The 26,663-nt window shown below is 71.0% G+C and carries 14 protein-coding genes; 9 read left to right on the forward strand and 5 right to left on the reverse strand.

The window, feature by feature from the left end; translation table 11 throughout:
- Window positions 1-1,673 precede the first annotated feature (1,673 nt).
- Window positions 1,674-3,767, forward strand: coding sequence for a BTAD domain-containing putative transcriptional regulator (locus ABD335_RS02470; protein ID WP_344320354.1), 2,094 nt, complete (start codon window positions 1,674-1,676; stop codon window positions 3,765-3,767).
- Window positions 3,768-4,143: 376 nt separating this feature from the next.
- On the opposite strand, the gene ABD335_RS02475 is transcribed toward ABD335_RS02470, so the two are convergent.
- Genes ABD335_RS02475 through ABD335_RS02485 form a run of 3 tightly spaced genes read right to left on the reverse strand, consistent with a single transcriptional unit; the run spans window position 4,144 to window position 6,641 of the window.
- On the reverse strand, window positions 4,144-4,503 hold the full coding sequence (locus tag ABD335_RS02475) for a nuclear transport factor 2 family protein (RefSeq protein ID WP_344320355.1): 360 nt from the start codon (window positions 4,501-4,503) through the stop codon (window positions 4,144-4,146).
- A 57-nt stretch (window positions 4,504-4,560) separates the two neighbouring features.
- Window positions 4,561-5,592 (reverse strand): ornithine cyclodeaminase, encoded by a 1,032-nt coding sequence (locus tag ABD335_RS02480; protein ID WP_344320356.1) that lies wholly within the window; start codon window positions 5,590-5,592, stop codon window positions 4,561-4,563.
- On the reverse strand, window positions 5,589-6,641 hold the full coding sequence (locus tag ABD335_RS02485; RefSeq protein WP_344320357.1) for a cysteine synthase family protein: 1,053 nt from the start codon (window positions 6,639-6,641) through the stop codon (window positions 5,589-5,591). Before ABD335_RS02485 ends, ABD335_RS02480 begins: the two co-directional genes overlap by 4 nt.
- Window positions 6,642-7,121: 480 nt before the next feature.
- Here ABD335_RS02485 and ABD335_RS02490 point away from each other — a divergent pair, with 480 nt between their 5' ends.
- Genes ABD335_RS02490 through ABD335_RS02520 form a run of 7 tightly spaced genes read left to right on the forward strand, consistent with a single transcriptional unit; the run spans window position 7,122 to window position 14,105 of the window.
- Complete coding sequence (locus ABD335_RS02490; protein ID WP_344320432.1) at window positions 7,122-7,829, forward strand: thioesterase II family protein; 708 nt, start codon at window positions 7,122-7,124, stop codon at window positions 7,827-7,829.
- Between the two features lie 27 nt (window positions 7,830-7,856).
- On the forward strand, window positions 7,857-8,144 hold the full coding sequence (locus ABD335_RS02495) for an acyl carrier protein (RefSeq protein ID WP_344320358.1): 288 nt from the start codon (window positions 7,857-7,859) through the stop codon (window positions 8,142-8,144).
- The gene (locus ABD335_RS02500; protein WP_344320359.1) at window positions 8,141-9,529 is read left to right on the forward strand and encodes a TrpB-like pyridoxal phosphate-dependent enzyme; all 1,389 of its coding nucleotides are present in this window, start codon (window positions 8,141-8,143) and stop codon (window positions 9,527-9,529) included. The genes ABD335_RS02495 and ABD335_RS02500 overlap by 4 nt, the downstream gene beginning before the upstream one ends.
- The gene (locus ABD335_RS02505; protein ID WP_344320360.1) at window positions 9,529-10,731 is read left to right on the forward strand and encodes an acyl-CoA dehydrogenase family protein; all 1,203 of its coding nucleotides are present in this window, start codon (window positions 9,529-9,531) and stop codon (window positions 10,729-10,731) included. The genes ABD335_RS02500 and ABD335_RS02505 overlap by 1 nt, the downstream gene beginning before the upstream one ends.
- Window positions 10,715-12,325, forward strand: coding sequence for an amino acid adenylation domain-containing protein (locus tag ABD335_RS02510; RefSeq protein ID WP_344320361.1), 1,611 nt, complete (start codon window positions 10,715-10,717; stop codon window positions 12,323-12,325). Before ABD335_RS02505 ends, ABD335_RS02510 begins: the two co-directional genes overlap by 17 nt.
- On the forward strand, window positions 12,307-13,137 hold the full coding sequence (locus tag ABD335_RS02515) for an alpha/beta hydrolase (protein ID WP_344320362.1): 831 nt from the start codon (window positions 12,307-12,309) through the stop codon (window positions 13,135-13,137). Before ABD335_RS02510 ends, ABD335_RS02515 begins: the two co-directional genes overlap by 19 nt.
- Window positions 13,138-13,160: 23 nt before the next feature.
- The gene (locus tag ABD335_RS02520) at window positions 13,161-14,105 is read left to right on the forward strand and encodes a TauD/TfdA family dioxygenase (protein WP_344320363.1); all 945 of its coding nucleotides are present in this window, start codon (window positions 13,161-13,163) and stop codon (window positions 14,103-14,105) included.
- A 52-nt stretch (window positions 14,106-14,157) separates the two neighbouring features.
- Here ABD335_RS02520 and ABD335_RS02525 read toward each other — a convergent pair whose 3' ends face one another.
- Together ABD335_RS02525 and ABD335_RS02530 are read right to left on the reverse strand one after the other, a co-directional pair.
- A complete protein-coding gene (locus ABD335_RS02525; protein WP_344320364.1) occupies window positions 14,158-15,201 on the reverse strand; it encodes a glycosyltransferase in 1,044 nt (347 codons plus the stop codon).
- A 237-nt stretch (window positions 15,202-15,438) separates the two neighbouring features.
- Window positions 15,439-15,678, reverse strand: a complete 240-nt coding sequence (locus tag ABD335_RS02530) for a hypothetical protein (protein WP_344320436.1) — start codon at window positions 15,676-15,678, stop codon at window positions 15,439-15,441.
- Between ABD335_RS02530 and ABD335_RS02535 the strand changes: the two genes are divergently transcribed.
- Window positions 15,559-26,663 (forward strand): amino acid adenylation domain-containing protein (locus tag ABD335_RS02535; RefSeq protein ID WP_344320365.1); only part of this gene is annotated, 11,105 nt, incomplete at its 3' end. The genes ABD335_RS02530 and ABD335_RS02535 overlap by 120 nt on opposite strands.

A 26,663-nucleotide genomic window follows, 5' to 3' on the forward strand; every position in this document is an offset into this window, starting at 1 on the left:
GGCCCGGTCGTCCTCACGAGTGGCCGTGGCCGGGCACCGTCCCGCTCCGTGGACCGCCTCCCGGCGTGGTCCGACATCATTGGAACAAACGCCAATTCAGGGATGAAACATCGGGAGAAAACGACCTCCGAGTGACAACCCTCAAGAGTGTGCGCCCAATGGTTGAAAGGCGGATGACGTCTTGTGTGTAGTCACCCTCTGTCGATGATCGTTTGATGGTCGAAAAAGATCGTTGACAGGCGGGAACTGTATATAGCAGTATTCAGAACGTCGGACATAAATTCTGACGACTGCACGCACAAGCTCATGGGGAGAGTATGCATGCATGCGCCACAGGGACTGCCCGGCTCCAGTTTGCCCCGTGGTATCCGAAGATGTCCGAGATAGGCTCGGGCGGAGTCCGTTTAATTTCCCAACGGCTTGGAAAAGGCCGCTGTCCAACCCAGGAATATCAGTCCGACTTAGCCTTTCGAAGCGCATTCCGAAGCGCAGGAAAAATCCGACTCGAAATAGCGGAGACGCTGATTCGAATTCCCTCCGAAAGGTATGGCGGTGCGGCTCCTGTGAGAACCCTTCGTGTCGGTCGGCAGCACAGGAGATCGAGGAACGAGCCTTTCCCGGTAAGCGATCGCGGCCGTGCGTGACCGTTTGGATGGTGCGGTCGTACGCGAGTCGAACCAGGGCGAGGACTGCGTCGGTGGTCCGGAAATGAGGCCGGGATCCGGGCCGGCCCTCCACAGGGCCTTGGACGTGACGTTGAGCGGGGAGTTCGCGCGCCCGCACCCCGTGGAGAGCCCGGGCGATCCGATCGAATGCCCGCCGGGCACCGGTGAGCTCACCGCCTGCGGATTCCTGATCGGACGGCGGAAGCCGTCTCCGGCGTTCTCGTGGCCCAGGCCCACCGGGGCGAGGACGCTGCCCGGTCGGTCGCGAGGTGGTTCAGCGCGTCGATGAGACCGCGGTGGCGGGTGCTCGTGCACCGTGCTCGAGGCCGGGGCTTGCCGGGGGACCCGGAGTGGCCGTCCAGTGGAGACGACCTCCACGGTGCCGGTTCTTTCGGACCGTCACGGGCCTGCGTCGTGGGGCCCGTGGCCCGCTCCGGCGCGGCATCGGGACGGCCTGCGCACGGCAGCCCAGGGTCCGGCGTCCGCGCCGGGCGCCGACCATGCCCCGGTGGACCGCGCCGGACATCGAGCACGGCGGCGCGTGTGACGCCGGTCGACACATGAGGCCCCTCGGCCGGATCTTTCTGTCGCAAGACCGTTCCCACCGGGGACTTTACGTTTGCCCGCACTCGGGGCCGCCCGGCTCGGCGGCGCCATCCGCACGATGCGACCACGCTCGGCGAGCATCCGTCGCCGGGAAATGCCCAACGTCCCCTGTCCACGACCGACGAGGTGTGCAGCCATCGTTCGCCCGGCTCCTCGCCCAGGGGGCACCGGTGCTCCAGCGGGAGCCGAACACGCCGAGCCCGGGGCAACTCGCGCTCGCCGTTCCCGGGAGCGAGGCCGGATCGGACGCGGACGACCCACAGGGACGGGCGCGGCTCCCGAAAGGGCCGAGTCCGCCGACATCGGCCGAGAAAGCGCCGGAAGTGCCAAGCGCGGACGGAGGTGGTTCGCCGGGGGAATGTGGCCGTTTGGTGGAAAAGTTCACGAAAGGGGTCGGTGATAGTGGTACTGCAGAGCGTATCAACTCCTGGTAAAAATTTCGGCTCCATCATCAGAAACGCACGGAACCGTAGTGGGCTCAGTCAACGCGTCGTGGCGCACAGAGCCGGGATCAGTCTCAGAGCGCTTCGCGAGATCGAACAGGGCAGGGTGCGCTCGCCGAGAAAGAGCTCGCTGCGGCGGCTGATGGAAGTGCTCGGCCTGGCGGAGCATCCTGATCTGGTGAGTGATCCCATGCCTTCGCAGAGCGAATCGCAGGCGGAGGACGAACCTCTGGTTCTTCGCGTCCTGGGCGGCCTCTCCGCCTTCCGCGGTCCGGTCAGGGTCCCGTTGGGAACCCCCAAACAACAGGCGCTGCTGGGTCTGCTCGCGTTGCGTGCCAACGAAGTGACCGAGCGGGACGAGATCGTCGACTTCCTGTGGGGCGATGACATACCGGACTCCTTCGATCAGTTGGTCCATACGTATGTGTACCGAATACGGTTGATTCTGAAGGCTCACGACTCGGCCAAGGACGGCGGCATGGCGCTGCTGCGCCGGGCCACCGGCTACGAGCTTCAGATCAACGACGACCAGCTGGATCTGCTCGAATTCCGAAGATTGGGCGAGAGGGCGCAGCAAGCCCAGAACGCCAACCAGGCGGCGACGGAATTCTCCCTGCTGGGCGACATGCTGTCGCTGTGGCGGGGAAATGTGCTGGAGGGGACGTCGCCGAGTTTGTGTTCTCACCCGGTGGCCATTAATTCCTCCGCTCAGCGGATCGGCTCGGCCTTACGCTTCGCCGAACTCGGAATTTCGCTGGAGGAGTACGGGGAAGTCATAGAGAAGATAGGTCCGGTCGCACTCGGCAGCCCCTTGCACGAGGGGCTCCACGCCAGTCTCATCACGGCGCTCGCGGGAGCAGGACAGCGGGCGGAGGCGCTGGAGCTGTTCACTACGATCGACATGAGGCTGCGCAGGCAGAGCGGTATCGGAGCGGGAGCCCGGCTCCGGGAGGCACAGGCTTCCATACTGCGCGCGGACGGTGATCCCGGTGTCACGGCACCGCCTGCGCCCGCGGCGACACCCGCGGACACACCTCGGCCTCCCTATACGGCCGGCGCCTTCGTGGACCGCCCCGAGCTGCACCGAACGGTGCAGCACCTGTCACGCGGCGGGGGAGCGGGGGGACGCGAGGCGCCGTTGGTCGTTGCCCTCTACGGCCCGGCCGGTGCGGGAAAGTCCGCAACCGCCACACGGGCGGTGAGTTTCCTTCGGCCGCACTTTCGCAATGGTGTCTTCCGGGCGGAAATGGCATCGGGGAGCCCGGAGGAGATCCACGTTCTGCTCGACAGCTTCTTCAGGACGATGGGCGTCCCGGCGCATGCGGTCCCGGTCGATGCCCGCGAGCGTGTGGAGATGTACCAGACTCTTCTCCGGGAACGCCGCGTCCTGGTGGTCCTCGACAACGTGACCGAGGGGCAGTCCATTCGCCCCCTGCTGCCTTCCGGAACGACGAGCGCGCTCCTGGTCACGAGCCGAACCCCTTTGTCGGCCCTGGGAGACGGGGTCCGCCACATCAGAATCCCGGCGCTCCGAAGACGCCAGTCGCTCGAGTTGCTGGCCAATCTCATCGGTGAAGCCAGGGTGGTGCAGGAACGCGAAGCCGCCAACCGGCTCGCTTCCCTCTGCGGTGATCTGCCCCTGGCCGTGCGCATCGCCGGACTGCGTCTGGCCGCAAGACCACGCTGGGAACTCGCCGGCTTCGCGGAACACCTGAGCAACGAGGAGCGTCGGCTGCCCGAGCTCGCGATCGGCGATGTGCGCGTCCGGGACCGGCTCGACTCGGTGTTGCTGTCGCTCACCCCACGTCTACGGCAGGCACTGCAGGTGCTTGCCGAGGAAACCGCCCCCTTCACGCTGTCGAGGGCCGCCTGCCGGCTGCGGTGCCCGGCCCGGGAAGCGGAGGACCTGCTGGAGACGTTGGTCAACGAACAGGTCCTCGAACGGCCGTCCCGGCCGGGTGGCGAGTACTCTTTTCTGCCCCTGACGCGTGTCCATCTGCGGGCGCTTCGGCCTGCGCACGCGGCTCTCGCGGCGAACCGCATGCCCTGCTAGCGCGGCCCACGCGTGCGCCATGCCCCCGCAGCCGCCGGGCAGGGGGTTTCCGAGCAGGATCGGGGACCGAAACGGGGCGTCAGCCACCGCGCCGGTCCCCGACCCCGCCGGCGGCTCCCGGCACCGTCGACGCGCTTTCGGTGGGGCTGCACGCTCCGTCGTCGAACGGACGCCAGGGGGCCGTACCGTGCGGCCGGCGACCGCGGCGGAGCGGGGGACGACGAGGAATCGCCGCCGGCCACGACGCGTACCGTGTGAAGGGCTCCGGCCGGCCGGAATCGTGGAGCACCGGCCGGACCGCGCGGGGCGGCAGGTGCTCCGGCGGGACACCGTGGGAAGCCCCGGCCCCGGGACCGGAACCGCCGTTACGGCCGCCTCACACGGCCGCCCGGAAGAAATAGGTGTCCCGCCGCTTGATCAGGCCGCGTTCGTTGAAGTGGAAGAAGTCGGCGAACCGCACCTCGGAGGCGCTGCCGTCCTTCAGACGTCCGCTGAACCGGCCCTGTACCGCGACGTGTTCGCCGTTGGACACCACGTCGACGAGCGAGTGCCTGCCCTCGGCGATGACCCGGGTCTCCCGGTAGAAGGCCGACAGCGCATCCGTGCCGTGCAGCACCGGGTATCCGGGGCGGGCGTAGGCGGCCTGGTCGTCGAACAGCTCCAGGAGACCGGGGATGTCGCCGGCGTCGACGCGGGCGTAGTACTCGCGGACGGAAGCGATGTGCGAGTCGGTCATGCCGTGTGGTCCTTTCCGATGGGGTGAACCTCGTGCCCGTCCCCGCGCCGCCGGGGATCACCGGGGCAGTGGGATCCCCCGCCCCGTATCGATCGCGCGGGCGTGGACCGCGGCGGCAAGGGCGATGTCGTGGACACCCATGCCGAAGGGGTTGACCACCGTGCGGTCGTGTTCGCCGATGGGCCGCGGGGCGGAGCCGCGGAGCAGGCCGGGAAGGTCCGCGTCGACGGCCCGGCCACCGTTCGGGGCGGGTTCGCCCGGTCCGCTGACCAGGCCGGCCCGCGCGAGCGCGCCCAGGAGCCGGTGCTCGTCGGCGACCACCAGGTCCCAGTCGTCGACGAACAGGTGCTCACAGCCCAGAAGGAGGCTCTCGGCCGCATCGTCGAGGGACACGTTGACGAAGATGCTCCCGGCGGGCAGCCAGTCGAGCTCGACGTAGGGCTTGGTCGTCGTGGTCACCGCGATCGTCAGCCCGGCGCGTTCGACCGCCTCTCTGGCATGGGCCACCACGGTCACCGCGACCCGCGGATCAGCCGCCCGGACGGCGTCGGCGAACTCCTCGGCGCGCGCGGCGTCGTGGTCGTACAGCCAGAACTCGCCCACGGCCGGGAAGAGCGAGGTCAGGAGTTCGTGGTGCACCCCGGCCTGTCGGCCGCACCCGAGGAAGGCCACGCTCTCGACCCCCTCCCGTCCGCGGAGGGCGCGTACGGCGGCCATCGACACCCCCGCGGTGCGCAGCGCGCTGATGCGCCCGCCTTCCATGACGCACACCGGCTGCGCCGTCTCGGGATCGTTGAGCACGATCAGGCCCGCCGCCCGGGGCAGCCCGTACCGGTGGTTGCCCAGGGACGCGTTGATGATCTTGCAGCCGTAGTTGTCGCCGGTCCAGGCGGGGAGGATGAGGCTGCGGGCCGGATCTCCCGCCGTGGTCGTCCAGCGGAGGGCGGCCTCGGGGGTCACGCCGGCCTCGCCCCGGCCGACCGCCAGCAGCGTCTCGTGGACCAGGTCGACGATCGGAAGGTCCGCGCACAGCCGCGCGACATCGGCGCTGTCGAGGTAGCGGATCGGTGCGGAGGACGTCGTGGTCATGCGTGGGCTCGCTCTCTCGGCAGCGTCTCGTCGGGTTGTGCGAGGTCCAGAAGCTCCAGGGCCTCGGCGATGCTCTCGTCCGCTCGGCCGGCCCCGGCGGGCCTTCCGGGGAGCAGCTGTGTGTACTTTTCCGCACTGTCGGGGCACACGCAGACGAGTTCCCGTGCCGCCGGGTCGCGGATGGCCCGCAGGACCGAGGCGAGCACCGCGGCTCCCGCGCTGCCGCCCAGGGATATTCCGGTCCGATTCCGAATCCGGGCACAGGCGTCGGCCGCGTCCGCGTCCCGGAGACGGACCACGTGGTCCCAGTGGTGCCGTTCGATGAATTCGGACCGTCTCCCGGAACCGAAGCCGGCCAGTTTGAACGGGCGTTCGGCCGCGGTACCGCCCAGTGCCGCCGAGCCGACGGCGTCGACCGCGATGATCCGGGTGGCCGCCATGTGCCTGCGGAAATACCGGGAGATGCCGGCGAGCGTCCCGCCGGTCGACACCGCGACCGCCACCGTGTCCCAGCCCTCTTCGGGCGCGGCCCTGGCCAGCTCGGGCGCGGTGTCCGACTCGTGCACACCGGGGTTGGCCGGGTTCGTGTACTGGTTGGTCCACACGGCCGTGGCGTCCTGGGCGAGGATCTCCGCGACCACGGCCAGCCGCGCGTCGATCGTTCTGCCCCCCGAGACCTCCGGGACGGTGATCACCTCCGCCCCGTAGGCGGCCATCTGGTCGATGCTGCTGCGGGGGGTGTTGGATTCGACGACGAGCGTGCACAGGTACCCGCGCGCCGCGCACAGTCCTGCCAGGGCCAGTCCGAGATTGCCCGACGTGGACTCGACCACCCTGCGCCCCGGCGTGAGCTCGCCGTTCGCCTCCAGCGAGGCCAGCAAGGCATGTGCGGTCCGAGCCTTGATGGATCCGTAAGGGTTTCCCGCCTCCAGCTTCAGCCAGAGCCTCACCGACCGGCCGTCGAACCGGATCCGCAGCGGTCGCAGAGGGGTGCTGCCGATGCGGGCCGACTCTCTCGTGCCTTCGTGGGCGGATGCCGCTTCCACCATGCCATTCAGTCCTCTGGGCTCGCGATATGCAGCTGATTCAGTCGGGCACCATGGGGGCAATGGAATGATTCGGGAAGAAGGCGCCCGAGTGCCCACGGCCGCCGCATGGACACCCGGTGTTCGCACCACGGCATTTCGGCATGATGCACGGGGGCGACTGCCGGAAGTGGGCCCGGCCATTGCACGTCGCAGAACCAGGATGCCGTGGTGCGGCGATTTTGCCTCGGGGGTATGTGTTCCATCGTCGGTGTGCGCCGATACCGGCAGGGCCACTCTACGCACGGTACACCGGCCCGCCTGGAGGCAGTCTGAATTGCCAACTGCCGCAAGACTTTTCACTGGTGACGCTCCGCCGAACACAGGCTATGCTCCGGCAGCAGAAATGGGCGAGGTGTTCGTTATCGGAGGGAGAGGGCATCAGTGATACCAGCCGTGCCGGTGCGACGTACTGCGGACGCCTGGCTCAAGCGATACCGGCCGGTGCGCGCTCCACGGCTGCGGCTGATCTGCTTTCCGCACGCCGGCGGGTCCGCCGGTGTCTTCCGGCGGTGGACCGAGACGCTGCCCCCGGACGTGGAACTGGTCGCCGTCCAGTACCCCGGCCGGCAGGAGCGTTTCGACGAGCCGTGCGTGGACGACATGACCTCGCTCGCCGACCGGATCACCGACGTGGTGACCTCGGTGCTCGACCGGCCGGTCGCCCTCTTCGGTCACAGCATGGGAGCGGCGGTCGCGTACGAGGTGACCAGGCGCCTGGAGGCCCGCCACCTGGCCCGGCCTGCGCACCTGTTCGTCTCCGGGAGCGTGTCGCCGCTGGAGCCGCGGCGCCGGCGGGATCTGCACCTGCGGGACGACGAGGGCATGCTGGAAGGTCTCACGGAGCTGGGGGGCATGGACGACGCCGTGCTCGCGGACCCGGATCTGCTGCGTCTGGTGCTTCCCTGCGTCAGAGCGGATCTGCGGCTGGTCGAGACCTACCGGCCGGTTCGCCTGCCCCCCGTGGCCACTCCGGTGACGGCCTATGCGGGTGCCGCCGACGCGCACGTACCGCGGGAGGGGGCGGCCGCGTGGAGTGACCTCACTTCCGCCGAATTCAATCTGCGCATTTTCCCGGGTGGGCACTTCTATCTGATGGGGCAGGAGCCGGAAGTCGTCGGTGACGTCCGCGCGCGACTGGCCCTGCGGTAGTTCGCCACGAGAGACAGGGGTCTCATAGTGCACGACGAAGGTGAAGAGATAGCGATCCGAACACGCAAGATCATGGTCGATGTCCTGGGCCTTCGCTTGAATCCGGAAGACATCGGCGACGACATGTCGCTCTATTCTCCACGGATTCAGCTCGACTCTCTCAGCATGCTCCAGTTGCTGCTCGCCGTGGAAGGCGAGTTCGATGTGCAGCTGGACGACGAGGATGTCATGGAAGCCGACCTCCGGACTGTCGGAGACCTGATGCAGCTGCTTCGCCGAAGCATTCGTGACAAGTCGCCCGAAGGTTCCGCATGAAGGCGCAACGGAATCGTTTCCTGCTGGACGAGAGTGATACCCCGACCCACTGGTACAACATCCTCGCGGATGTCGACGTCCAGGAATCCGATGTACGTCGGCTCCGTCCCCTCGGGGAGTCGGAGGAACACCGCTCGAACGGGGTGGCGCTCAACCTTCCGTTGTCCATGTACCGGGGCAGCGTCGGACGTGAACGCTTTGTCGAGATCCCCGACGAGGTGCGGGAGCAGTACCAGCGCTGGCGTCCGACGCCCCTGGTGCGCGCCCACCGGCTCGAACAGGCCCTGGACACGCCCGCTCACATCTACTACAAGTACGAAGGCGCCAACGCGTCGGGCAGCCACAAGCTGAACACCGCGGTCGCGCAGGCCTACTTCTACCGGAAGGCCGGGGTGCAGGAGCTGTCCACCGGTTCCGGCGCCGGGCAGTGGGGCACGGCCCTGTCCATGGCCTGCCAGATGTACGGTCTGGGCCTCACCGTCTTCATGGTCCGCGTCAGCCACGACCAGAAGCCGTACCGGCGGGTGCTGATGGAACTGCACGGGGCCCGCGTGCTCGCCAGCCCCAGTGCGACCACCGAGGCCGGCAAGGAGCTCCTCGCCAAGCAGCCGGACAGTCACGGGAGCCTGGCGATCGCCAATGCCGAGGCGCTGGAGTACGCCCGGACGGTGCCCAGTGGACGCTTCGCGGTGGGCAGCGGCGAGAACCACGTGCTGCTCCATCAGACGGTGATCGGTGAAGAGGCACTGCTCCAGATGGAGCGTGCCGGGGAGTTCCCCGATGTCGTCATCGGCGCCATGGGAGCCGGCAGCAACTTCGCGGGCCTGGCCTTCCCCTTCCACAGGGAGAGGCTGCGCGAGGGAGTGCACACCAGGCTGGTGGCCGTCGAGCCCGAGGCGTGTCCCAAGATGACGCGCGGACGCTACGCCTGGGACTACAACGACCTCTCCGGCAGCACTCCCATGACGAAGATGTACACCCTCGGCCACACCTTCGCCGCCCCCGGCGTGCACGCGGGCGGTCTGCGGTATCACGGTGCGGCACCCCTGGTCAGCGCCCTCTACGACCGTGGCCTCCTCGAGGCGGTCAGCTACGGGCAGAAGGCCGTGTTCGAAGCGGGCGCCCTGTTCGCGCGCACCGAGCACGTGATCCCGGCCCCCGAGTCCGCCCACGCCATCCGGTGCGCGATCGACGAGGCGGTGAAGGCCCGGGCCGAGCGCAGACCCGCGGTGATCCTGCTCAACGTCAGCGGCCACGGACTCCTGGACCTCTCCGCGTACCAGCAGTTCCTGGCGGGGGACCTGGAGGACCACCCGGTGTCCGACGAGCAGATCGCCGCCTCGCTGGCGGCGCTGCCGGACCAGGCCCCCCTGGGGGCGTCCTGATGAACCTGGACTGGACCGAGGAGCAGGCCGAGCTCCACGAGCGCCTGCGGATCCTGGGCGCCACCGAACTGGGCCACGACCTGGAGGAGCGAGACAGATCCCAGCGCCTTCAGGAGGGGGACTGGAAGCGCTGCGCGGATGCCGGCGTCCTCGCCCTCCCCCTGCCCGAGGCGTACGGCGGTGCCGGGCGGGATCCGCTGACCTGCGCCATCGCCATGGAAGGCCTCGGCCACGGCTGTCCCGACAACGGTCTGCTGATCAGCCTGGGCGCGCACCTTTGGGCAGTGGCGCTGCCCGTCATGGTGTTCGGCACGGACGAACAGAAGCGGCGTTACCTGACCGGGCTCGGGGACGGCTCCCTGATCGGCGCCCACGCGATCACGGAAGCGGGGTCCGGCTCGGACGCCATGGCCCTGGCCATGACCGCGACCCGGGACGGTGATCGGTACGTCCTCAACGGCGGCAAGCGGTTCGTCACCAACGCCCCGATCGCCGATGTCTTCGTCGTCCACGCCACCCTCGACCCCGAGCTCGGTTTCACCGGGGTCACCGCGTTCATCGTCGAACGGAATCAGCCCGGGGTGTCGGTGGAGACGCGGTTCGAGAAGTCCGGACTGCGCACCGCGCCGTGGGGCGAACTCACGCTGGAGAACGTGTCCGTTCCGGTCTCCAGGCGGCTGGGCGCCGAGAAGCAGGGCTCACGGATACTCGCCACCACGATGGCCTGGGAGCGGGCCCTGCTCCTCGCCCCCCTGCTGGGCACGATGCGGCGCCAGATCGACGAGTGCGTCGAGTACGCGCACAGTCGCAAGCAGTTCGGACAGCCGATCGGGCGCTTCCAGTCCGTGTCGAACCGCATTGTGGACATGTGGGTACGCCTGGAACAGGCCAGGCTGCTGACCTACCGGGCCGGCTGGGACCTTGCCAAGGCCGGCCCGTCCGTCTACTCCGAGGCCGCTCAGATGCAGGTCAGCGAAGCGGCCGTGGCCACGTTCCAGGACGCGATGCAGATATTCGGCGCACTCGGCTACACCAAGGAGCGGGACGCCGAGAGGAACCTGCGCGATGCTCTCGGCACCCGCATCTCCTCCGGGACCACGGACATCCAACGTCTCGTGATGGCCGAACGGCTGGGCGTCACCGGAGGCGCGCGCCGACCTGCGACGGGGGCGGGAGGTCGAGCCGTTGTCCACTCTCGCTGACCAACTGGCACGTACGGTGGCGACTCGGCCCACGGCCGAGGCGGTACGCCTCAGGGAAAGCTCGATCGACTATGCCGAACTGGACCGGGCCGGTGGCGCGCTGGCCCGCACCCTGAGCGAGACCGGCCTGCGCCCCGGTGACAGGGCCGCCGTGTGGCTGGACAAGTCGATCGAGGCCGTCGTCGCCATCCACGCGATCCTGAAGGCCGGTGCCGCCTATGTGCCGGTGGACCCCATGGCACCGCCCGCCCGGGTCGGCTACATGCTGACGGACTGCGCGGCAACCTGCCTGATCACCGACGCGGACCGGTTCCGTCTGCTCCACGAGGACGGCGTGGGCGCGGTGAGCGGCCTCAAGGGCGGGGTCGTGGTCGGTGAGCCGTACGACCCGCCCGCGGCCGGGCCCGCGACGGGCGCCCGGTGGACCGGCTGGGACCAGGCCGTCGACGGAACCGTCACCCCCGCCGCGCGCTCGGCGGAGGTGGCGCCCACCGACCTCGCCTACGTGCTCTACACGTCGGGATCGACCGGTGTCCCCAAGGGCGTCATGCTGTCCCACCGCAACGCGATCGCCTTCGTCGACTGGGCCGCCGCGGAGTTCGGTGTCGGCCCGGAGGACCGGATCGCCTCGCACGCGCCCCTGCACTTCGACCTGTCGATCTTCGACGTGTTCGCCGCGGCGCGCACCGGGGCCTGCCTCGTCCTGGTCCCGGAGAGCAAGCGGGCGTCCGGGGCGGCGCTGAACCGGCTGGTGGCCGAGGAACGGATCACCGTCTGGTACTCGGTCCCCGGCGCGCTGGTCCGCATGCTCGACGCGAAGAACCACGCCCTGCTGGGAACGTCCGCGCTGCGCACCGTGCTCTTCGCCGGCGAGGTCTTTCCCGTCAAGCACCTGCGGCGGCTGCGCGCGGCGGTCCCGGACGCCCAACTGTGCAATCTGTACGGGCCCACGGAGACGAACGTCTGCACCTTCCACCGCGTCACCGACGAGGACCTGGCACCCGAGCGGACGGCGCCGCCTCCCATCGGACGGCCCTGCCCGTACACATCGGCGCACCTCGTCGACGCGGACGGCCGGCAGGTCCCGCTCGTACCGGGGGCGGAAGGGGAACTGTGCGTCGGGGGCGACTCGGTGATGCTCGGCTACTGGGGCGCACCGGCGGACCCGGGCCCGACGGCGACCGCGCCCGTCCACCGGACGGGGGACATCGTCCGGTTCGACGGCGACCGTGGATACACCTTCGTCGGCCGCCGCGACCACATGGTGAAGGTCCGCGGCTACAGGGTCGAGCTGGAGGACGTCGAGGCGGCGCTTCTGACGTCCGCGGCCGTCCACGAGGCCGCCTGCGTCGTGACGGGCGTCGGTGACGACGAGGCACGGCTGGAGGCGTACGTCGTGCCCGCGGACGGCGCCCCCGCCTCGCCCGCGGAGCTGCGCCGGCACTGCCTGGCCGTCCTGCCGCGCTACATGGTCCCGGCCGCCTTCCACCTGGTGGACGCGCTGCCGCGGACGTCCACGGGCAAGACCGACCGCAGGGCTCTCGCCGCCGTGCCCGACGCCGGCAAGGAGGTGCCGTGCCGGCCCGCGTCCTGACCCCTTGCTGGCGGAGCCGGGCACTCGGTCGGGACAAACGGGTCAACGTCCTCCTCCCGGAGGACTACACGGAAGAAGGGCCGCGGTACCCGGTTCTGTACCTGCTGCACGGATACGGCGCCGGCAGGGACACCTGGCTGCGGCGGACCCGCCTGCTCGACGCACTCCGGGGTTCCCGGCTGATCGTCGTGCTCCCCGAGAGCGGGCGCCGGTGGCTCATCAACGACCACGCGGGACTCCGGTACGAGGACTACGTGATCCACGACCTGGTGCCCGCGGTGGACGAGCACTTCCCGACCCTGGCCGATCGCTCCGCGCGGGCGATCGGCGGCTTCTCCATGGGAGGCGCAGCCGCCCTGTTCCTGGCGCTGCGGCACCGGGGCCTGTTCGCCGCGGTCGCCTCCTACGCCGGCGCCTTCGAGGCGCCGCACCGCACAGGTGATCCGTACGCCGTCCATCGGGGAGAGCCGGACTTCGTCATGCCGACGGTGGAGAGTCACGAGCGGGTGTGGGGTCCGCCGGGCAGCGCGACGCGCCGGCGCTACGACCCGTACCGGCTGATCGACGCGCCGAGCACGGAGCCTCCCCCCGTCTTCCACCTGGACATCGGCATGCAGGACCACGACCGGATGGTGCGGATGAGCCGGACGGTGCGCGAGGCGCTGGACCGTCGCGGCTGGCAGGTGGAGTACCACGAACGACGAGGCGGCCACGACTGGGAGTACGTCGAGGCCGCGTTGCCCGCGTCGCTGGAGTTCCTGTCCAGGAACCTCTCCGGAACGGCCGCGGACGGCGCCGTGCCCCACCCGTGAAAACGACCAAGGAGGAAGAAGTGGTGAACTCGGAGCCGTCCTGGCGGCCCGCGGTGGTGGACCCGCGGAGCGCGGACCGTCCGGCCGACCCGGAAGGACTGCGGCAGTACCTGAGCGGAACGGACGTGAGCGATCTGCTCGCCCGGGAGAAGGCGGTGGTCTTCCGGGGGTTCGGGGTGACACCCGAGACCTACGACAGCGTGGCGGACGAACTCCTCCCGAACCGGCTGGCGTACGTCCACGGCAACTCGCCGCGGACCAAGGTGGGCCGCAACCTGTACACCTCCACCGAGTACCCGCCCGAGTTCGACATCAGCATGCACAACGAGATGTCGTACGCCCACAAGTGGCCCACGCGCATCCTGTTCCTGTGCGAGCAGGCGCCCGCCACCGGGGGCGCGACACCCGTGGTGGACGGGCGGCAGTGGCTGGAGGCCATCGACCCCGAGGTGCGTGCGGCGTTCGCCCCCGGCGTCCGGTACACCCAGAACCTGCACGACGGCATGGGGTTCGGCAAGAGCTGGCAGCAGACCTTCGAAACCGAGGACCGCGGCGAGGTCGACGCCTTCCTCGACGGAACGGAAGCCGAGTGGCGGTGGCAGCCGGACGGGTCCCTGTGGATCAGTCAGCTCCGGCAGGCGACCCTGAAGCACCCGGTGACGGGGACCGAGGTGTGGTTCAACCAGGCGGACCAGTGGCACCCCGCGGGCCTTGGCGAGGACGCCGCCGCGCTGGCGGACGTGATCCCGGAGGACGAGCTTCCGCAGAACGCGACGTTCGCCGACGGCAGCCCCATTCCGGGGGAGTACATCACCCACGTCCAGGAGATCGGGATGCGTCTGGCGGTGGACGTCGACTGGCGCAACGGCGACCTCCTGCTGGTGGACAACATCGCGGCGGGACACGGGCGACGGGCGTACACCGGCCGGCGCCGGATCCTGGTGGCGATGTCGGACGAGCCCGCCTGAGAGACCGGCCGGTGCGGTACGCGTGTCACCCCGTGCGGGGTGACACGCGTACTCATGAGCCGGTGAGCGGCCGCTTGTCCGCTGCCACGCGCTCCAGTTCCGCCACCGCCTCGGTCACATCGGGAAGCGCGAGCATCCGGCGCTGGGCACGGCGCGTCCGCTGGGCGACGGCCTCGTCCCGGAGCACCCGCTCGCAGGTCTTCGCGACGTCGTCCGGAGTCACGTCCGGCACCCGTGCGCCCAGCGCCAGCTCCTCGACGCGCTCGGCATTGCGCGGCTGATCGCCGAAGACCGGCAGGACCGCCATCGGCACCCCCGCCGTCACGGCCTCCCGGATGCTGTTGTACCCGCCGTGGGTCAGCAGCAGTTGGGCGCACCGCAGCAGCAGCGGCTGGTCGACGGACTCGACCAGGTGCACGTGGTCGCTGCGCGACTCGTCCCGCACCGGAACACCGCCGGTGGCGACCACGGCGACGCAGTCCAGCTCGGCGAGGCCGGCCACCATGGCGTCGAGGACCGCCCGGGGATTGTATTTGCGCCACCGCTCCTCGGGCATGTTCATCCTCTTGTTCTTGAACAGCGGGAGTGCGGTGCCGATGGCGGCGAGCACCAGAGGTTTGTCCGTGGGCAGGTCGGCCACCCACGGCGGCAGTGAACCGTGCCGGGCAACCGCCGCGGGCTGCTGGTACGCGAAGGTGCCGGGGGTGGGATTGGTGATGAACGTGTACTCGGGCGGCATGCAGTCCAGACGTCCGTAACGGAAGATTGCGTACGGATCGTCCCGCGTGGGGATCCCCACTTCGGTGCGCCGCTCGTTCATGGGTTTGAGGATGATGGCGGGGTCGAAGACGTTCCCGCTTCCCGAAGGAACCGAGACGTGGGGTATTCCCAGGGTGTCCCCGACCATCGTCGCCGCGAACTCGGTGCCGTCCCGCAGGAACAGGTGTGGGCCGAATTCCCGCGCGATGGGCTCCAGTACGCGATACGCCTCGCCGAGCACGGGTCCGGTGCGCGACGCCGTCCCGGGCGAGGGGAGCACGCCCCGCACCGGAAGGGACTCGCCGGCGAAGACGTGGGCCAGCTCAGGGAGGGTCACGACGAGCACCTCGTGTCCTGCCTCGGCGCACGCGCGGGCCAGCGGAAGCATGGCCCGCGCGTGGGAAACCTTTCCGATCACGGTGCACAGCACGCGCATAAGGGTGTCTCCTGGATTCGCAAGCGACGGGGGTCGGTTACCGGTCGGCAGATTCTTCCGCACCGGGCCTGCGGCGGAAAGGGGCAGAACAGCGTACAGCCGCTGTCCAGCGCCACCTCACCCCGGTCGGGATAGCGTTCACTCGATTGGGTGGAGCTGTCCGGTGAGGGAGTCATGGATCGTTCTCAGACATCCGCTGGCGATGCACAGATACTTCCGCTGACCGGTGCGCAAGAAGGCATCTGGTATGCGCAGCAGGTGGAGCCGGATCTCCCCATATTCAGGGCGGCCGATTACCTGGAGATTCACGGGCATATCGATCCGGAATTGTTCGAGCGGGCTTTGCGGCAGACGATTTCGGAAGCCGATTCCCTGCACGTGCGGTTCCTCGACACCGAGGAAGGGCCCCGTCGACTGGCGGATCCGGAGCCCGCCTGGTCGTTCCGTTTCCTCGACGTGTCCGGCGAGGCGGACCCCCGCGGCGCCGCCGAGGCGTGGATGCGGCGCGAGACCCACCGGCGGATCGACCTCACCCGGTCGCCGCTGTTCACGCACGCCCTCTTCCGGGTCGAGCCGGAACGCTGGTTCTGGTTCTACAGCTACCATCACATCCTGCTCGACGCCGTTGGCGTGGCCCTGCTCGTGGACCGCACCTCGCACCTCTACCTGGCGCTCGCCCAGGGCGCGGACCACGAACCGCCCCCCTTCGAACCGGTGCGCACGCTGCTGGACGAGGAGACCGCCTACCGCGCCTCGGCGGAGTTCACCGAGGACCGGGAGTACTGGCTGGGCCGGTTCGCGGACCGCCCCGAACCGCTGTGGCTGTCCGAGCACCCGCTGCCGCCGACGGTACGCACCGCCCACCGCGGCGCCTCGCTGTCCGAGGACCAGCGCCACGACGTCGTCGCGACCGCGGCGGAGTTGGGCATCGGCAGGTCCCGCCTGATCATCGCGGCCACGGTCGCCTACATCCACCGGCTGACCGGACGCACGGACATCGTCCTGGGCCTGCCGGTCGCGGCCAGGTCCTCCGAGCGGTCCCGCAAGGTGCCCGGCCTGACGGCCAACGTGGTGCCGCTCAGGGTTCAAGTGGACCCCACCACCACGACGGGGGAGCTGCTGGAGCGGACTCGCCGGGCGCTCCGCGAGGCCGTGGAACACCAGCGCTACCGGGGCGAGGACATCAGACGCGAGCTGTCCATGCACCAGCGGGCCGGCTTCGGGCCCATGATCAACGTCATTCCCTACGCGTACGGCGTGAGCTTCGCGGGCCTCCCGGCCCGGGTGCACAACGTGTCGCTGCGCCAGATGGAAGACCTGATCATCCTCGTCTTCGACCGCCCCGACGGCAGCGACATCTCGGTCGACTTCACCGCCCACACCGATCTGTACAGCGACTCGGAACTGACCGGCCACCACCGCCGCTACCTCTCCTTCCTGGCCCGGATGGCCCGTGCCTTCCGGCAGCCCGAGACGCCCATGGGGCACATCGGCCTGCTGGAGGGGGAGGAGGCCGAGGCGGCCGTGTCCCGCCTGAACGCCGACGCGCCCGTGGAGCCCGGAGCTCCCCTGCCCGGGCTCTTCGAGCGACAGGTGCGTGCCACTCCCGACTCCATCGCGATCCGGTACGAGGGAACGGAGCTCGGCTACACGGAGCTCAACCGCCGGGCCAACCGACTCGCTCGTCTGCTGATCTCGCGGGGCGTCGGTCCCGAGGACCGGGTCGCGATCCTGCTGCCCCGCTCCGCCGAGTTCGTCGTCGCCGTGCTCGGCGTGCTGAAGGCGGGCGCCGCGTTCGTCTCCATCGACCCGGACTACCCGAGGACACGCATCGACCTCGTCCTGAAGGACGCCGAGCCCGGATGCGTGCTGGTGCGGTCGGAAACCCTGCCCCTCGCGCAGGACTCGGGGCAGCCGCTGGTCGTGCTGGACGATCCCGGCACCGTGGCCGACCTGACCGCGCGTCCCTCGCACGACGTGACCGACGCGGAGCGGACGGCCCGGCTGGACAGCGCCCATCCCGCGTACGTCGTCTACACCTCGGGCTCCACCGGCCGGCCCAAGGGCGTGATCGTCTCGCACGCCGGCATCCAGGGCCTGGTGACGGTCGGCGTGGAGCGCATGCGGGTCCGCCCGGACAGCCGGGTGCTGCAGTTCGCGGCGATGGGCTTCGACGTGATCGTGCCGGAACTGTGCATGGCGCTGCTCTCCGGAGCGACCCTGGTGCTCGCGCCGGGGGAGCGGCTGATGCCCGGCGACGCGCTCGCCTCGTTCGCCCGGGAGGCGGGCATCACGCATGCGCTCATGCCGCCGTCCTCGCTCGCCGTGATGGACGCCGAGAACGACCTGCCGAAGGACATGACCATCACCGTGGCCGGCGAGGCGTGCCCCGAGGACCTGGCCGCCCGCTGGTCGGCGGGACGGCTCTTCCTCAACGCCTACGGCCCCACGGAAACCACCGTGGGCGCCACGGTCAGCCGGCCGCACACCGGAGTCGGCCAACCGCCGATCGGCGAGGCGATCCCCGGCGTGCGCGTGTACACGCTGGACACGTCCCTGCAACCGGTGCCGCCCGGGGTCACGGGCGAGCTGTACATCGCGGGACCGGCCCTGGCCCGCGGCTACCTCGGACGCCCCGGGCCGACCGGCGAGAGGTTCGTCGCCAACCCCTTCGGGCTGCCCGGCGAGCGCATGTACCGCACCGGCGACCTGGTCCGGCAACGTCCCGACGGCCAGCTGCACTTCGTCGGGCGCGCGGACGAGCAGGTCAAGATCCGCGGCCATCGGGTCGAGCTCGGGGAGGTGGAGGCCGCCGTCCGCGCCCTGCCCGCCGTCGAGAGGGCCGTCGTCGTGGCCCGGCCGGACCCCACCGGGCAGTCGGTGCTGGCGGCGTACGTGGTGCCGGCCGCCGAGGTCGGCTTCGACGCCGCGGCGATACGGGAGGAACTGGTCGCGGCGCTGCCCGGGTACCTCGTGCCCGCGACCGTCACGGCCATCGACGAGATTCCCGTCACCCCCCACGGCAAGGTCGACCGTCAGGCCCTGCCCGAGCCCGAGTTCGCCGGGGGACGGAACGCCCGGCCGCCCCGTACGGAGCAGGAACGAGCGCTGCGCGCCCTCTTCGCGGACGTGCTGGGGGTCGCCGACGCCTCGGACATCGGGATCGACGACGACTTCTTCGGCCTGGGCGGGCACTCGCTGCTGGCCGCCCGGCTGGCCCGGAGGATCGGTGCCGAGCTCGGCGTCGAGTGCGGGATCGAAGCGGTGTTCGCCACGCCCACCGTGCGCGGACTGGCCGGCTCGCTCTCGGCCCGGACCGCGGTCGAACGCCCCGCCCTCACCCCGGTTCCCCGTACCGAAGCGCTCCGGCCCTCCTACGCGCAGGAGCGGCTGTGGTTCCTCCACGCGCTGGAAGGCCCCAGTGCCGCGTACAACGTTCCCGTGGCCTTCACCCTGGAAGGCCCCCTGGACCGCGCCGCCCTGCGGTCCGCCCTCTCCGACGTGATCGAACGGCACGAGATCCTGCGAACCGTCCACCGCGACGTCGACGGCCGCCTGGTGCAGCACATCCTGGAACCCGGTCGGGCAGCGGAACTCACCGTGGTGCCCACCGACGAGCGGGAACTGCGAGACGGCCTCGCCGCGGCCGTGGCCGAGCCGATCGACATCGTCAGCCGGCCACCGCTGCGCGCCACCTTGTTCGCCGTGACCGAGAACAGGCACGTGCTGCTGCTCCTGCTGCACCACATCGCCGCGGACGCCGAATCGATCGGCCCGCTGGTGAGCGACCTGCTGGCGGCCTACCGCGACCGGAGCGCCGGACGCGCGCCCCGACTCGCGCCGCTGCCCGTCCAGTACGCCGACTTCGCGGCCTGGCAGCAGCGCGTGCTGGGGGACGAGGACGACCCGGCGAGCGAGGCCGCCCGGCAGCTCGCCTACTGGAAGCAGACGCTGGCCGGGCTGCCCGACCACCTCGACCTGCCGTTCGACCGGCCGCACCGGGGCGGAGCGGGCCCGGCGCCGGCCGGACTGGTCACCGCCGACCTCGACCCGGCCGTCCACCGGCGGATCGTCGAGCTGGCCAGGGACGGCGACGCCACCACGTTCATGGTGTTCCACGCGGTCCTGGCGGCGCTGCTCACCCGGCTGGGCGCGGGCGAGGACATCGCCGTGGGCATACCCGTCGCGGGACGCCCGGACGACGCTCTGGAGAACCTGGTCGGCCTCTTCGCCAACACCATGGTGCTGCGGACGGACACCGGGGGAGACCCCGGCTTCCGGGACCTGCTGGCCCGGGTCCGCACGGCCGCGCTCGCCGCGTACGCACACCAGGACCTGCCCTTCGAGCGGCTCGTCGAGGTGCTCAACCCGCCGCGGTCGATGTCCCGGCATCCGCTCTTCCAGGTCATGCTGTCGATGGACAGCTCCCGCCGGACGCCTCCGACCGTGCCGGGGCTGGAGCTCCGGCCGCTCGTCGTGCCGACGGGGGTGGCCAAGTTCGACCTGTCCTGGAACATCAGGGAGTCCTTCACCTCAAGTGGCCGGGCCGCCGGGGTGCAGGTCGCGCTGGAGTACCGCGCCGACGTCTTCGAGGAGTCCACGGCGCGGGCCGTACTGGACCGGTTCGAGCGCCTGCTGACGGCGGTCCTCGCCGACCCCGGTGTCCGGGTCGGCGCGGTCGGGCTGCTCGCCGAGGAGGAGACGCGGCGCCTGCTGGCCTGGAACGACACGGTGGCCGCCGAGCCGCTGGACGACGTGGTGGACCGGGTCCGGTCGATCGCCGCCGCACGGCCGTCCGCCGTGGCCGTCACGGACGACGAGGGCGACCTCACCTACCGCCGGCTCGTCGCCGACGTCGCCGCCCTGGCCGATCGGCTGGCGCGGCAAGGCGCCGGACCCGACCGGATCGTGGCGGTGCTCGCCGACCGCGGCCGGTACGCCGTGACGGCGTTCCTGGCCGTGCTGGCCACGGGAGCCGCGTACCTGCCGCTGGACACCCGGGCGCCGGTGGCACGCTCGGCGGGCCTGGTCACCGACGCCGGCGCGGAGTGGATCCTGGCCGGCCCCCGGCACGAGGAGCCGGCCGCGGACGGCGGCACCGTCGAGGTCCTGCCGCTCGGCGGTGTGGCCGGGCGGGCGACCGACGACCGTACGCCGGCGCCCGCGCCGCGGGCCGACCAACTGGCCTACGTCATCTACACCTCGGGTTCCACCGGCCGCCCCAAGGGGGCCATGGTCCACCACCGGGGCATGAACAACCACCTGCTGGCCAAGGTCGAGGACCTCGGGCTGACCGCCGACGACGCCGTGCTCTCCAACGCCCCGCTGACCTTCGACGTGTCCGTGTGGCAGATGATCAGCGCCCTGGTCGTCGGAGGGCGGACCGTGACGGTCGGACCGCGGACCGCGGCCGATCCGGCCGAGCTGTTCCGCCACGTCGACCGGGAACGCCTCACGGTGGTGGAGGTCGTCCCCTCCCTGCTGCGCGCCGCCCTGGACGGCTGGGAGCAGGACGCCGAGCTTCCGAGCCTCCGGTCGCTGCGGTGGCTGGTGGTCACGGGCGAGGAGCTGCCGGCCGACCTGGTCCGGCGCTGGCTCGCGCTGTTCCCGGCCGTTCCCCTGGTCAACGCCTACGGGCCGACCGAGTGCTCGGACGACGTGACGCACGCCGTGATCACCGATGCGTCGGCCGCGGTCGCGGAGACCAGATCGCCCATCGGACGGGCGATCCGCAACACCCGCCTGTACGTGCTCGACGACCGGCTCGTGCCGGTGCCGGTCGGCGTCGAGGGCGATCTGTACGTCGCGGGCGTCGGTGTGGGCCGGGGCTATCTGCGCGATCCGGCGAAGACCGCGCACACGTTCGTGGCCGACCCCTTCGCCGGCGACGGCAGCCGGCTCTACCGGACCGGGGACCGGGCCCGTCACCGCCCCGACGGGCAACTGGAGTTCCTCGGCCGCCGGGACGCACAGGTGAAGATCCGCGGACAGCGGATCGAGCTGGGCGAGGTCGAGGCACACCTGCGGGCCCTGCCCGCCGTGCGGGACGCGGTGGCGTCGGTGCTGCCGGGACCGAACGCCGAGCCCCGTCTCGTCGCCCACGTGGTGGGTGACACGGACGAGCACGCGCTGCGCGAGGCGCTGTCCGCCGTGCTCCCCGGCCACCTGATCCCCGCCGCGTTCGTCGCCGTGGACGCGATGCCGCTGACGCCCAACGGCAAGATCGACCGCAAGGCGCTGCCCGCCCCCGAGTACACCGCCGCCGGCCGTGAGCCGCGCACGCCCCACGAGGAGATCGTGGCGGGCCTGTTCGCGGAACTCCTGGGGCTCGACCACGTGGGAGCCGACGACAACTTCTTCGGCCTGGGCGGGCACTCGCTCCTCGTCACCCGTCTGGTCTCCCGGCTGCGGTCGGCGCTCGGAGTGGAGGTGTCCGTCCAGACGGTCTTCGAGTCGCCCACGGTCGCCGGACTCGCGAGGAGGTTCGCCTCCGCCGGCGTGGCCCGCGGGCCCCTCGTTCCCCAGGAGCGGCCACGGACGCTGCCGCTGTCGTACGCCCAGCGGGGGCTGTGGTTCATCAACCGGCTGGACGAGACCGCGGGCATGTACAACATCCCGCTGGTGGTGCGGCTGTCCGGAGCGCTCGACGTGACGGCGCTGGAGCAGGCGCTGGCCGACGTGGTCGCCCGGCACGAGAGCCTGCGCTCGATCTTCCCCGAGATCGACGGCGTCCCCGCCCAGGTCGTCCTCGACCCCGCCGAGGCCCGGACCCGCCTGGACGTGGTGCAGGTCGGGTCCCGGGACCCCTACCGGCTCGTCGCCGAGACGGCCGGCCGGGGCTTCGACCTCACCGCCGAAGTGCCCTTCCGAGCCCGCCTCCTGGTGGTCGCTCCGGACGAGCACGTCCTGGTGCTCGTCGCGCACCACATCGTCAGCGACGGCTGGTCGACCGCGCCCCTGGCGCGCGACCTGTCGCTGGCCTACCAGGCGGTCCTGCGGGGCGAGCGGCCGGAGTGGTCGCCGCTGCGGGTCCAGTACGCCGACTACACGCTGTGGCAGCGGCAGCTCCTCGGGGAGGAGACGGACCCGGAGAGCGTCATCTCCCGCCAGACGGCCTACTGGCAGGAGACGCTGCGGGACCTCCCGGAAGAATCGGCACTGCCCACCGACCGGCCTCGGCCCGCCGTGCCCACCCACAGCGGCGGCGGCGTCCGGTTCACCCTGGAGCCGGAACTCCACCGCGACCTGCTGGCGCTCGCTCGCGAGCGCGGTGTCACCCTCTTCATGGTGCTGCACGCGGCGCTGGCGGCGCTGCTCACCCGACTCGGGGCCGGCACCGACATCCCCATCGGCGGCTCCGTGGCGGGACGCACCGACCCGGAGCTCGACCCGCTGGTCGGATTCTTCGTCAACTCCCTGGTACTGCGGGTGGACACGGCGGGCGATCCGTCCTTCGGCGACCTGCTGGAGCGTGTCCGGCGCACGGACATCGCCGCGTTCGGCCATCAGGACGTGCCGTTCGAGCGGCTGGTGGAAGTCGTCAACCCGCGGCGTTCCCTGGCCCGCCACCCGCTGTTCCAGACCAAGCTGGTGCTGCAGGACGCGGCCGGCCCCGACGTGCGCTTCCCCGGAGTGCACGCCACGGTCTGGGACCTGGAACCGGAGATGGCCAAGTTCGATCTGCTCTTCACCATGACGGAGCGGTTCGGCACCGAGGGCGAACCGGCCGGCATCGCCGCCGCCACGACGTACTCCGCCGACTTGTTCGACCGGTCCACGGTCGAGACGCTCGTCGCGCGTTTCGTGCGGCTGCTCTCGGCGGCACTGCGCACCCCGGAGCTGCCCCTCGGCCGCTTGGACCTGCTGGGCGCGGACGAACGCCGGGAACTGCTGGTGGCGCGCAACGCCACGACCCGCCCGGACCCCGCCACGACCCTCCCCGCGCTCTTCGAGCGGCAGGTCGCGCGAACGCCGCACGCGCCGGCCGTGTCCACGGGCCGTCTCACCCTCACCTACGCCGAACTCAACGACCGGGCCAACCGGTTGGCCCGGCTGCTGCTGCACGACGGCGTGGCGTCCGGCACCCTCGTGGCACTGGCCCTGCACCGGTCGGCCGACGCCGTGGTGGCGATGCTGGCGGTGGGGAAGGCGGGCGCCGCCTACCTGCCGCTGGACCCGGACCAGCCCGGTGACCGGGTCCGGCACCTGCTGGACGACGCACGGCCGGCCCTGGTCCTGACCACGCGGAGCGCCCGGCACGGCATGGCGCCGCACCCGTCGGCGCGGACGCTGGTCCTCGACGACCCCGACATCGAGGCCCGGCTGGCCCAACAGCCGGGACACGACCCGACCGACGACGAACGCACCAGCCGGCCCTCGCCCCAGGACGCCGCCTACGTGATCTACACCTCCGGCTCCACCGGCCGCCCCAAGGGCGTGGTGGTGGAGCAGCGGTCCCTGGTCGACTACGTTCTGCACTGCGTCGCCTCGTACCCCGGACTGGCCGGCCGGACGCTGCTGCACTCCCCGCTCTCCTTCGACCTCGGACTGACCGGTCTCTACGGCACGCTGCTGGCGGGCGGCTGCCTGTACGTGGCCGACCTCGACGAGCGGCTTTCCGTGCCCGACGGCCTGACGTTCGCCAAGATCACCCCCAGCCATCTGCCCCTGCTCGAAGCCCTGGCCGACTCCTGCATCCCCACGGCACAGCTGGTGATCGGCGGCGAAGCCCTGCACGGCGCGCAGCTCGCCGCACTGCGGGCCCGGCAACCCGGACTGGAGGTGATCAACCACTACGGGCCGACCGAGACCACCGTCGGCTGCCTGGACCACCCCGTCCCGGCGGCGGCCGAGACACCGGACGGACCCGTGCCGCTGGGGCGGCCGATGGCGAACACCCGGGTGTACGTGCTGGACACCGCGCTGCAGCCGGTCCCGGACGGTGTGGCCGGGGAACTGTACGTCGCGGGGACCGGAGTGGCCCGCGGCTACCTCGACCGGCCCGGGGCGACGGCCGAGCGGTTCCTCGCCGACCCCTACGGGTCGCCCGGAACCCGCATGTACCGGACGGGGGACCGGGTCCGCTGGACCACCGCGGGACACCTGGAGTTCCTGGGGCGCACCGACGACCAGGTCAAGTTGCGCGGATTCCGGATCGAACCCGGCGAGGTCGAGCAGGCGCTGCGCTCGGAGTTCCCCGGAGTGCGGCAGGCGGTCTGCGTCGTGCGCGAGGACCGGGCCGGCGACCGGCGGCTGGTGGCCTACGTCACCGGAGACGCCGAGGCCCCCGACACGATCCGCGCTCGCCTCGCCCGGTCGCTGCCCGAGTACATGGTGCCGTCCGCGGTCGTCGTGCTGGACCGGTTGCCGACCACGGCCAACGGCAAGACGGACGTCGCCGCCCTGCCGGCCCCCGAAGCGACCAGCGGCAGGATCACCCGTGCCCCGCGCACCCCGCAGGAGGAGATCCTGTGCGGCCTGTTCGCCGAGGTGCTCGGCGTGCCGCAGGTCGGCGTGGACGACGACTTCTTCGAACTCGGCGGCCACTCGCTGCTGGCCATGCGGCTGCTGAGCCGGATCGCCGCCACACTCGGCGTCCGCGTGGGGGTCAAGGCGCTGTTCGACGCCCCGACCGTCGCCGGGATCGCGGCGCGACTGTCCGACTCCGGCAGCGACCGGGCCCCGCTGGCCCCGGTCGCCCGGCCGGACCGGGTGCCGCTGTCCTTCGCCCAGCGACGGCTGTGGTTCCTCAACCGCATCGAGGGGCCCAACGCCACCTACAACGTTCCGATCGTCGTACGCCTCACCGGTGAACTCGACCGTCCGGCGCTGGCGGCCGCCCTGCGCGACGTCGTCGGCCGGCACGAGAGCCTGCGCACGATCTTCCCCGAGAGCAACGGCGTTCCCTGGCAGGAGATTCTTCCTCCGGACTCCGCCGCGCCGGTGCTCGAGGAGGAGCACGTGCCCGCCGGGAAGCTCGACGAGGCCATCACCGAGTCGGTCCTGCACGGGTTCGACCTGAGCACGCAGATCCCGGTGCGGGCCAGACTGCTCGTCCCGGACGGTGCGGCGGGCGATGCGACACACGGCCCCGGAGACGACACCGCGGTGCTCGTCATCGTGCTCCACCACATCGCCGGCGACGGCTGGTCCCTCGGTCCCCTGCTGCGCGACCTGTCGCAGGCATACGCCGCGCGCCGGGCCGGCCGCGCGCCGCGGTGGGCGACACTGCCGGTGCAGTACGCCGACTACGCCGTGTGGCAGCGCGAGGTCCTGGGCGACGAGAGCGACCCCGACAGCCTGCAGTCCCGCCAACTCGCCTACTGGACCGCCGCGCTCGACGGCCTGCCGGAGGAACTGGACCTGCCCACGGACCGTCCGCGGCCGAACGTCGCGAGCTCCCGGGGAGACGCGGTCTCGTTCTCCCTCGACGCCAAGACGCACGACGGGCTGCGGGCCCTGGCCACCGCGAGCGGTACCAGCGTCTTCATGGTGCTCCAGGCGGCGCTGGCGGCGCTGCTGACCCGGTTGGGCGCGGGCACCGACATTCCCATCGGCGCCCCGATCGCCGGTCGCACCGACGACGCGCTGGACGACCTGGTCGGCTTCTTCGTCAACACGCTGGTGTTGCGCACCGACACCTCGGGCGATCCGACCTTCCGGGAACTGCTCGCCCGGGTCCGGGAGACCGACCTCGCCGCGTACACCCACCAGGACGTGCCCTTCGAGCGGCTGGTGGAGGTGCTCAACCCCGCCCGTTCCCTGTCCCGCCACCCGCTGTTCCAGACCATGCTGGTGCTCCACCAGGGGGACGAACCGCGGTTCCGGCTCCCCGGACTCCGCACGCGGGCGGAGAACCCCGAGGCCCATGTGGCCAAGTTCGACCTCTCGTTCACCCTCCGGGAACGGCACGCCGAGGACGGCACGTCGGACGGGATCTCCGGAAAGATCGAGTACGCCGTGGATTTGTTCGATCGGTCGTCGGTGGTGGGGATGGCAGCGCGGTTGGTGCGGTTGGTGGAGGCCGTGGTCGCGGATCCGGGGTTGCGGGTGGGGGACGTGGTGTTGGTGGGGGAGGCCGAGCGGCGGGAGTTGTTGGCGGCGTCGTCCGGTGGGGTGCGGGCGGTGCCGGAGGCGTTGGTGCACGAGTTGTTCCGGGCGCGGGCGGTCGGTGGGCCGGAGGCGCCGGCGGTGGCCGATGGTGGGCGGGTGGTGTCGTACGGGGAGTTGAACGCGCGGGCGAATCGGTTGGCGCGGTTGTTGGTGGCGCGGGGGGTGGGGCCGGAGTCGTTGGTGGCGCTGGCGGTGCCGCGGTCGGTGGAGTTGGTGGTCGCGGTGTTGGCGGTGTTGAAGGCGGGGGCGGC

Source organism: Streptomyces macrosporus (assembly GCF_039533145.1).
In the GTDB taxonomy this organism is placed as follows: domain Bacteria; phylum Actinomycetota; class Actinomycetes; order Streptomycetales; family Streptomycetaceae; genus Streptomyces; species Streptomyces macrosporus.

What these genes read in the sequence shown, in the direction of transcription:
- ABD335_RS02480 (WP_344320356.1), bottom strand. Translation starts at nt 5,592, where the DNA reads ATGACCACGACGTCCTCCGCACCGATCCGCTACCTCGACAGCGCCGAT.
- ABD335_RS02500 (WP_344320359.1), top strand. Translation starts at nt 8,141, where the DNA reads ATGAAGGCGCAACGGAATCGTTTCCTGCTGGACGAGAGTGATACCCCG.
- ABD335_RS02475 (WP_344320355.1), bottom strand. Translation starts at nt 4,503, where the DNA reads ATGACCGACTCGCACATCGCTTCCGTCCGCGAGTACTACGCCCGCGTC.
- ABD335_RS02485 (WP_344320357.1), bottom strand. Translation starts at nt 6,641, where the DNA reads ATGGTGGAAGCGGCATCCGCCCACGAAGGCACGAGAGAGTCGGCCCGC.
- ABD335_RS02505 (WP_344320360.1), top strand. Translation starts at nt 9,529, where the DNA reads ATGAACCTGGACTGGACCGAGGAGCAGGCCGAGCTCCACGAGCGCCTG.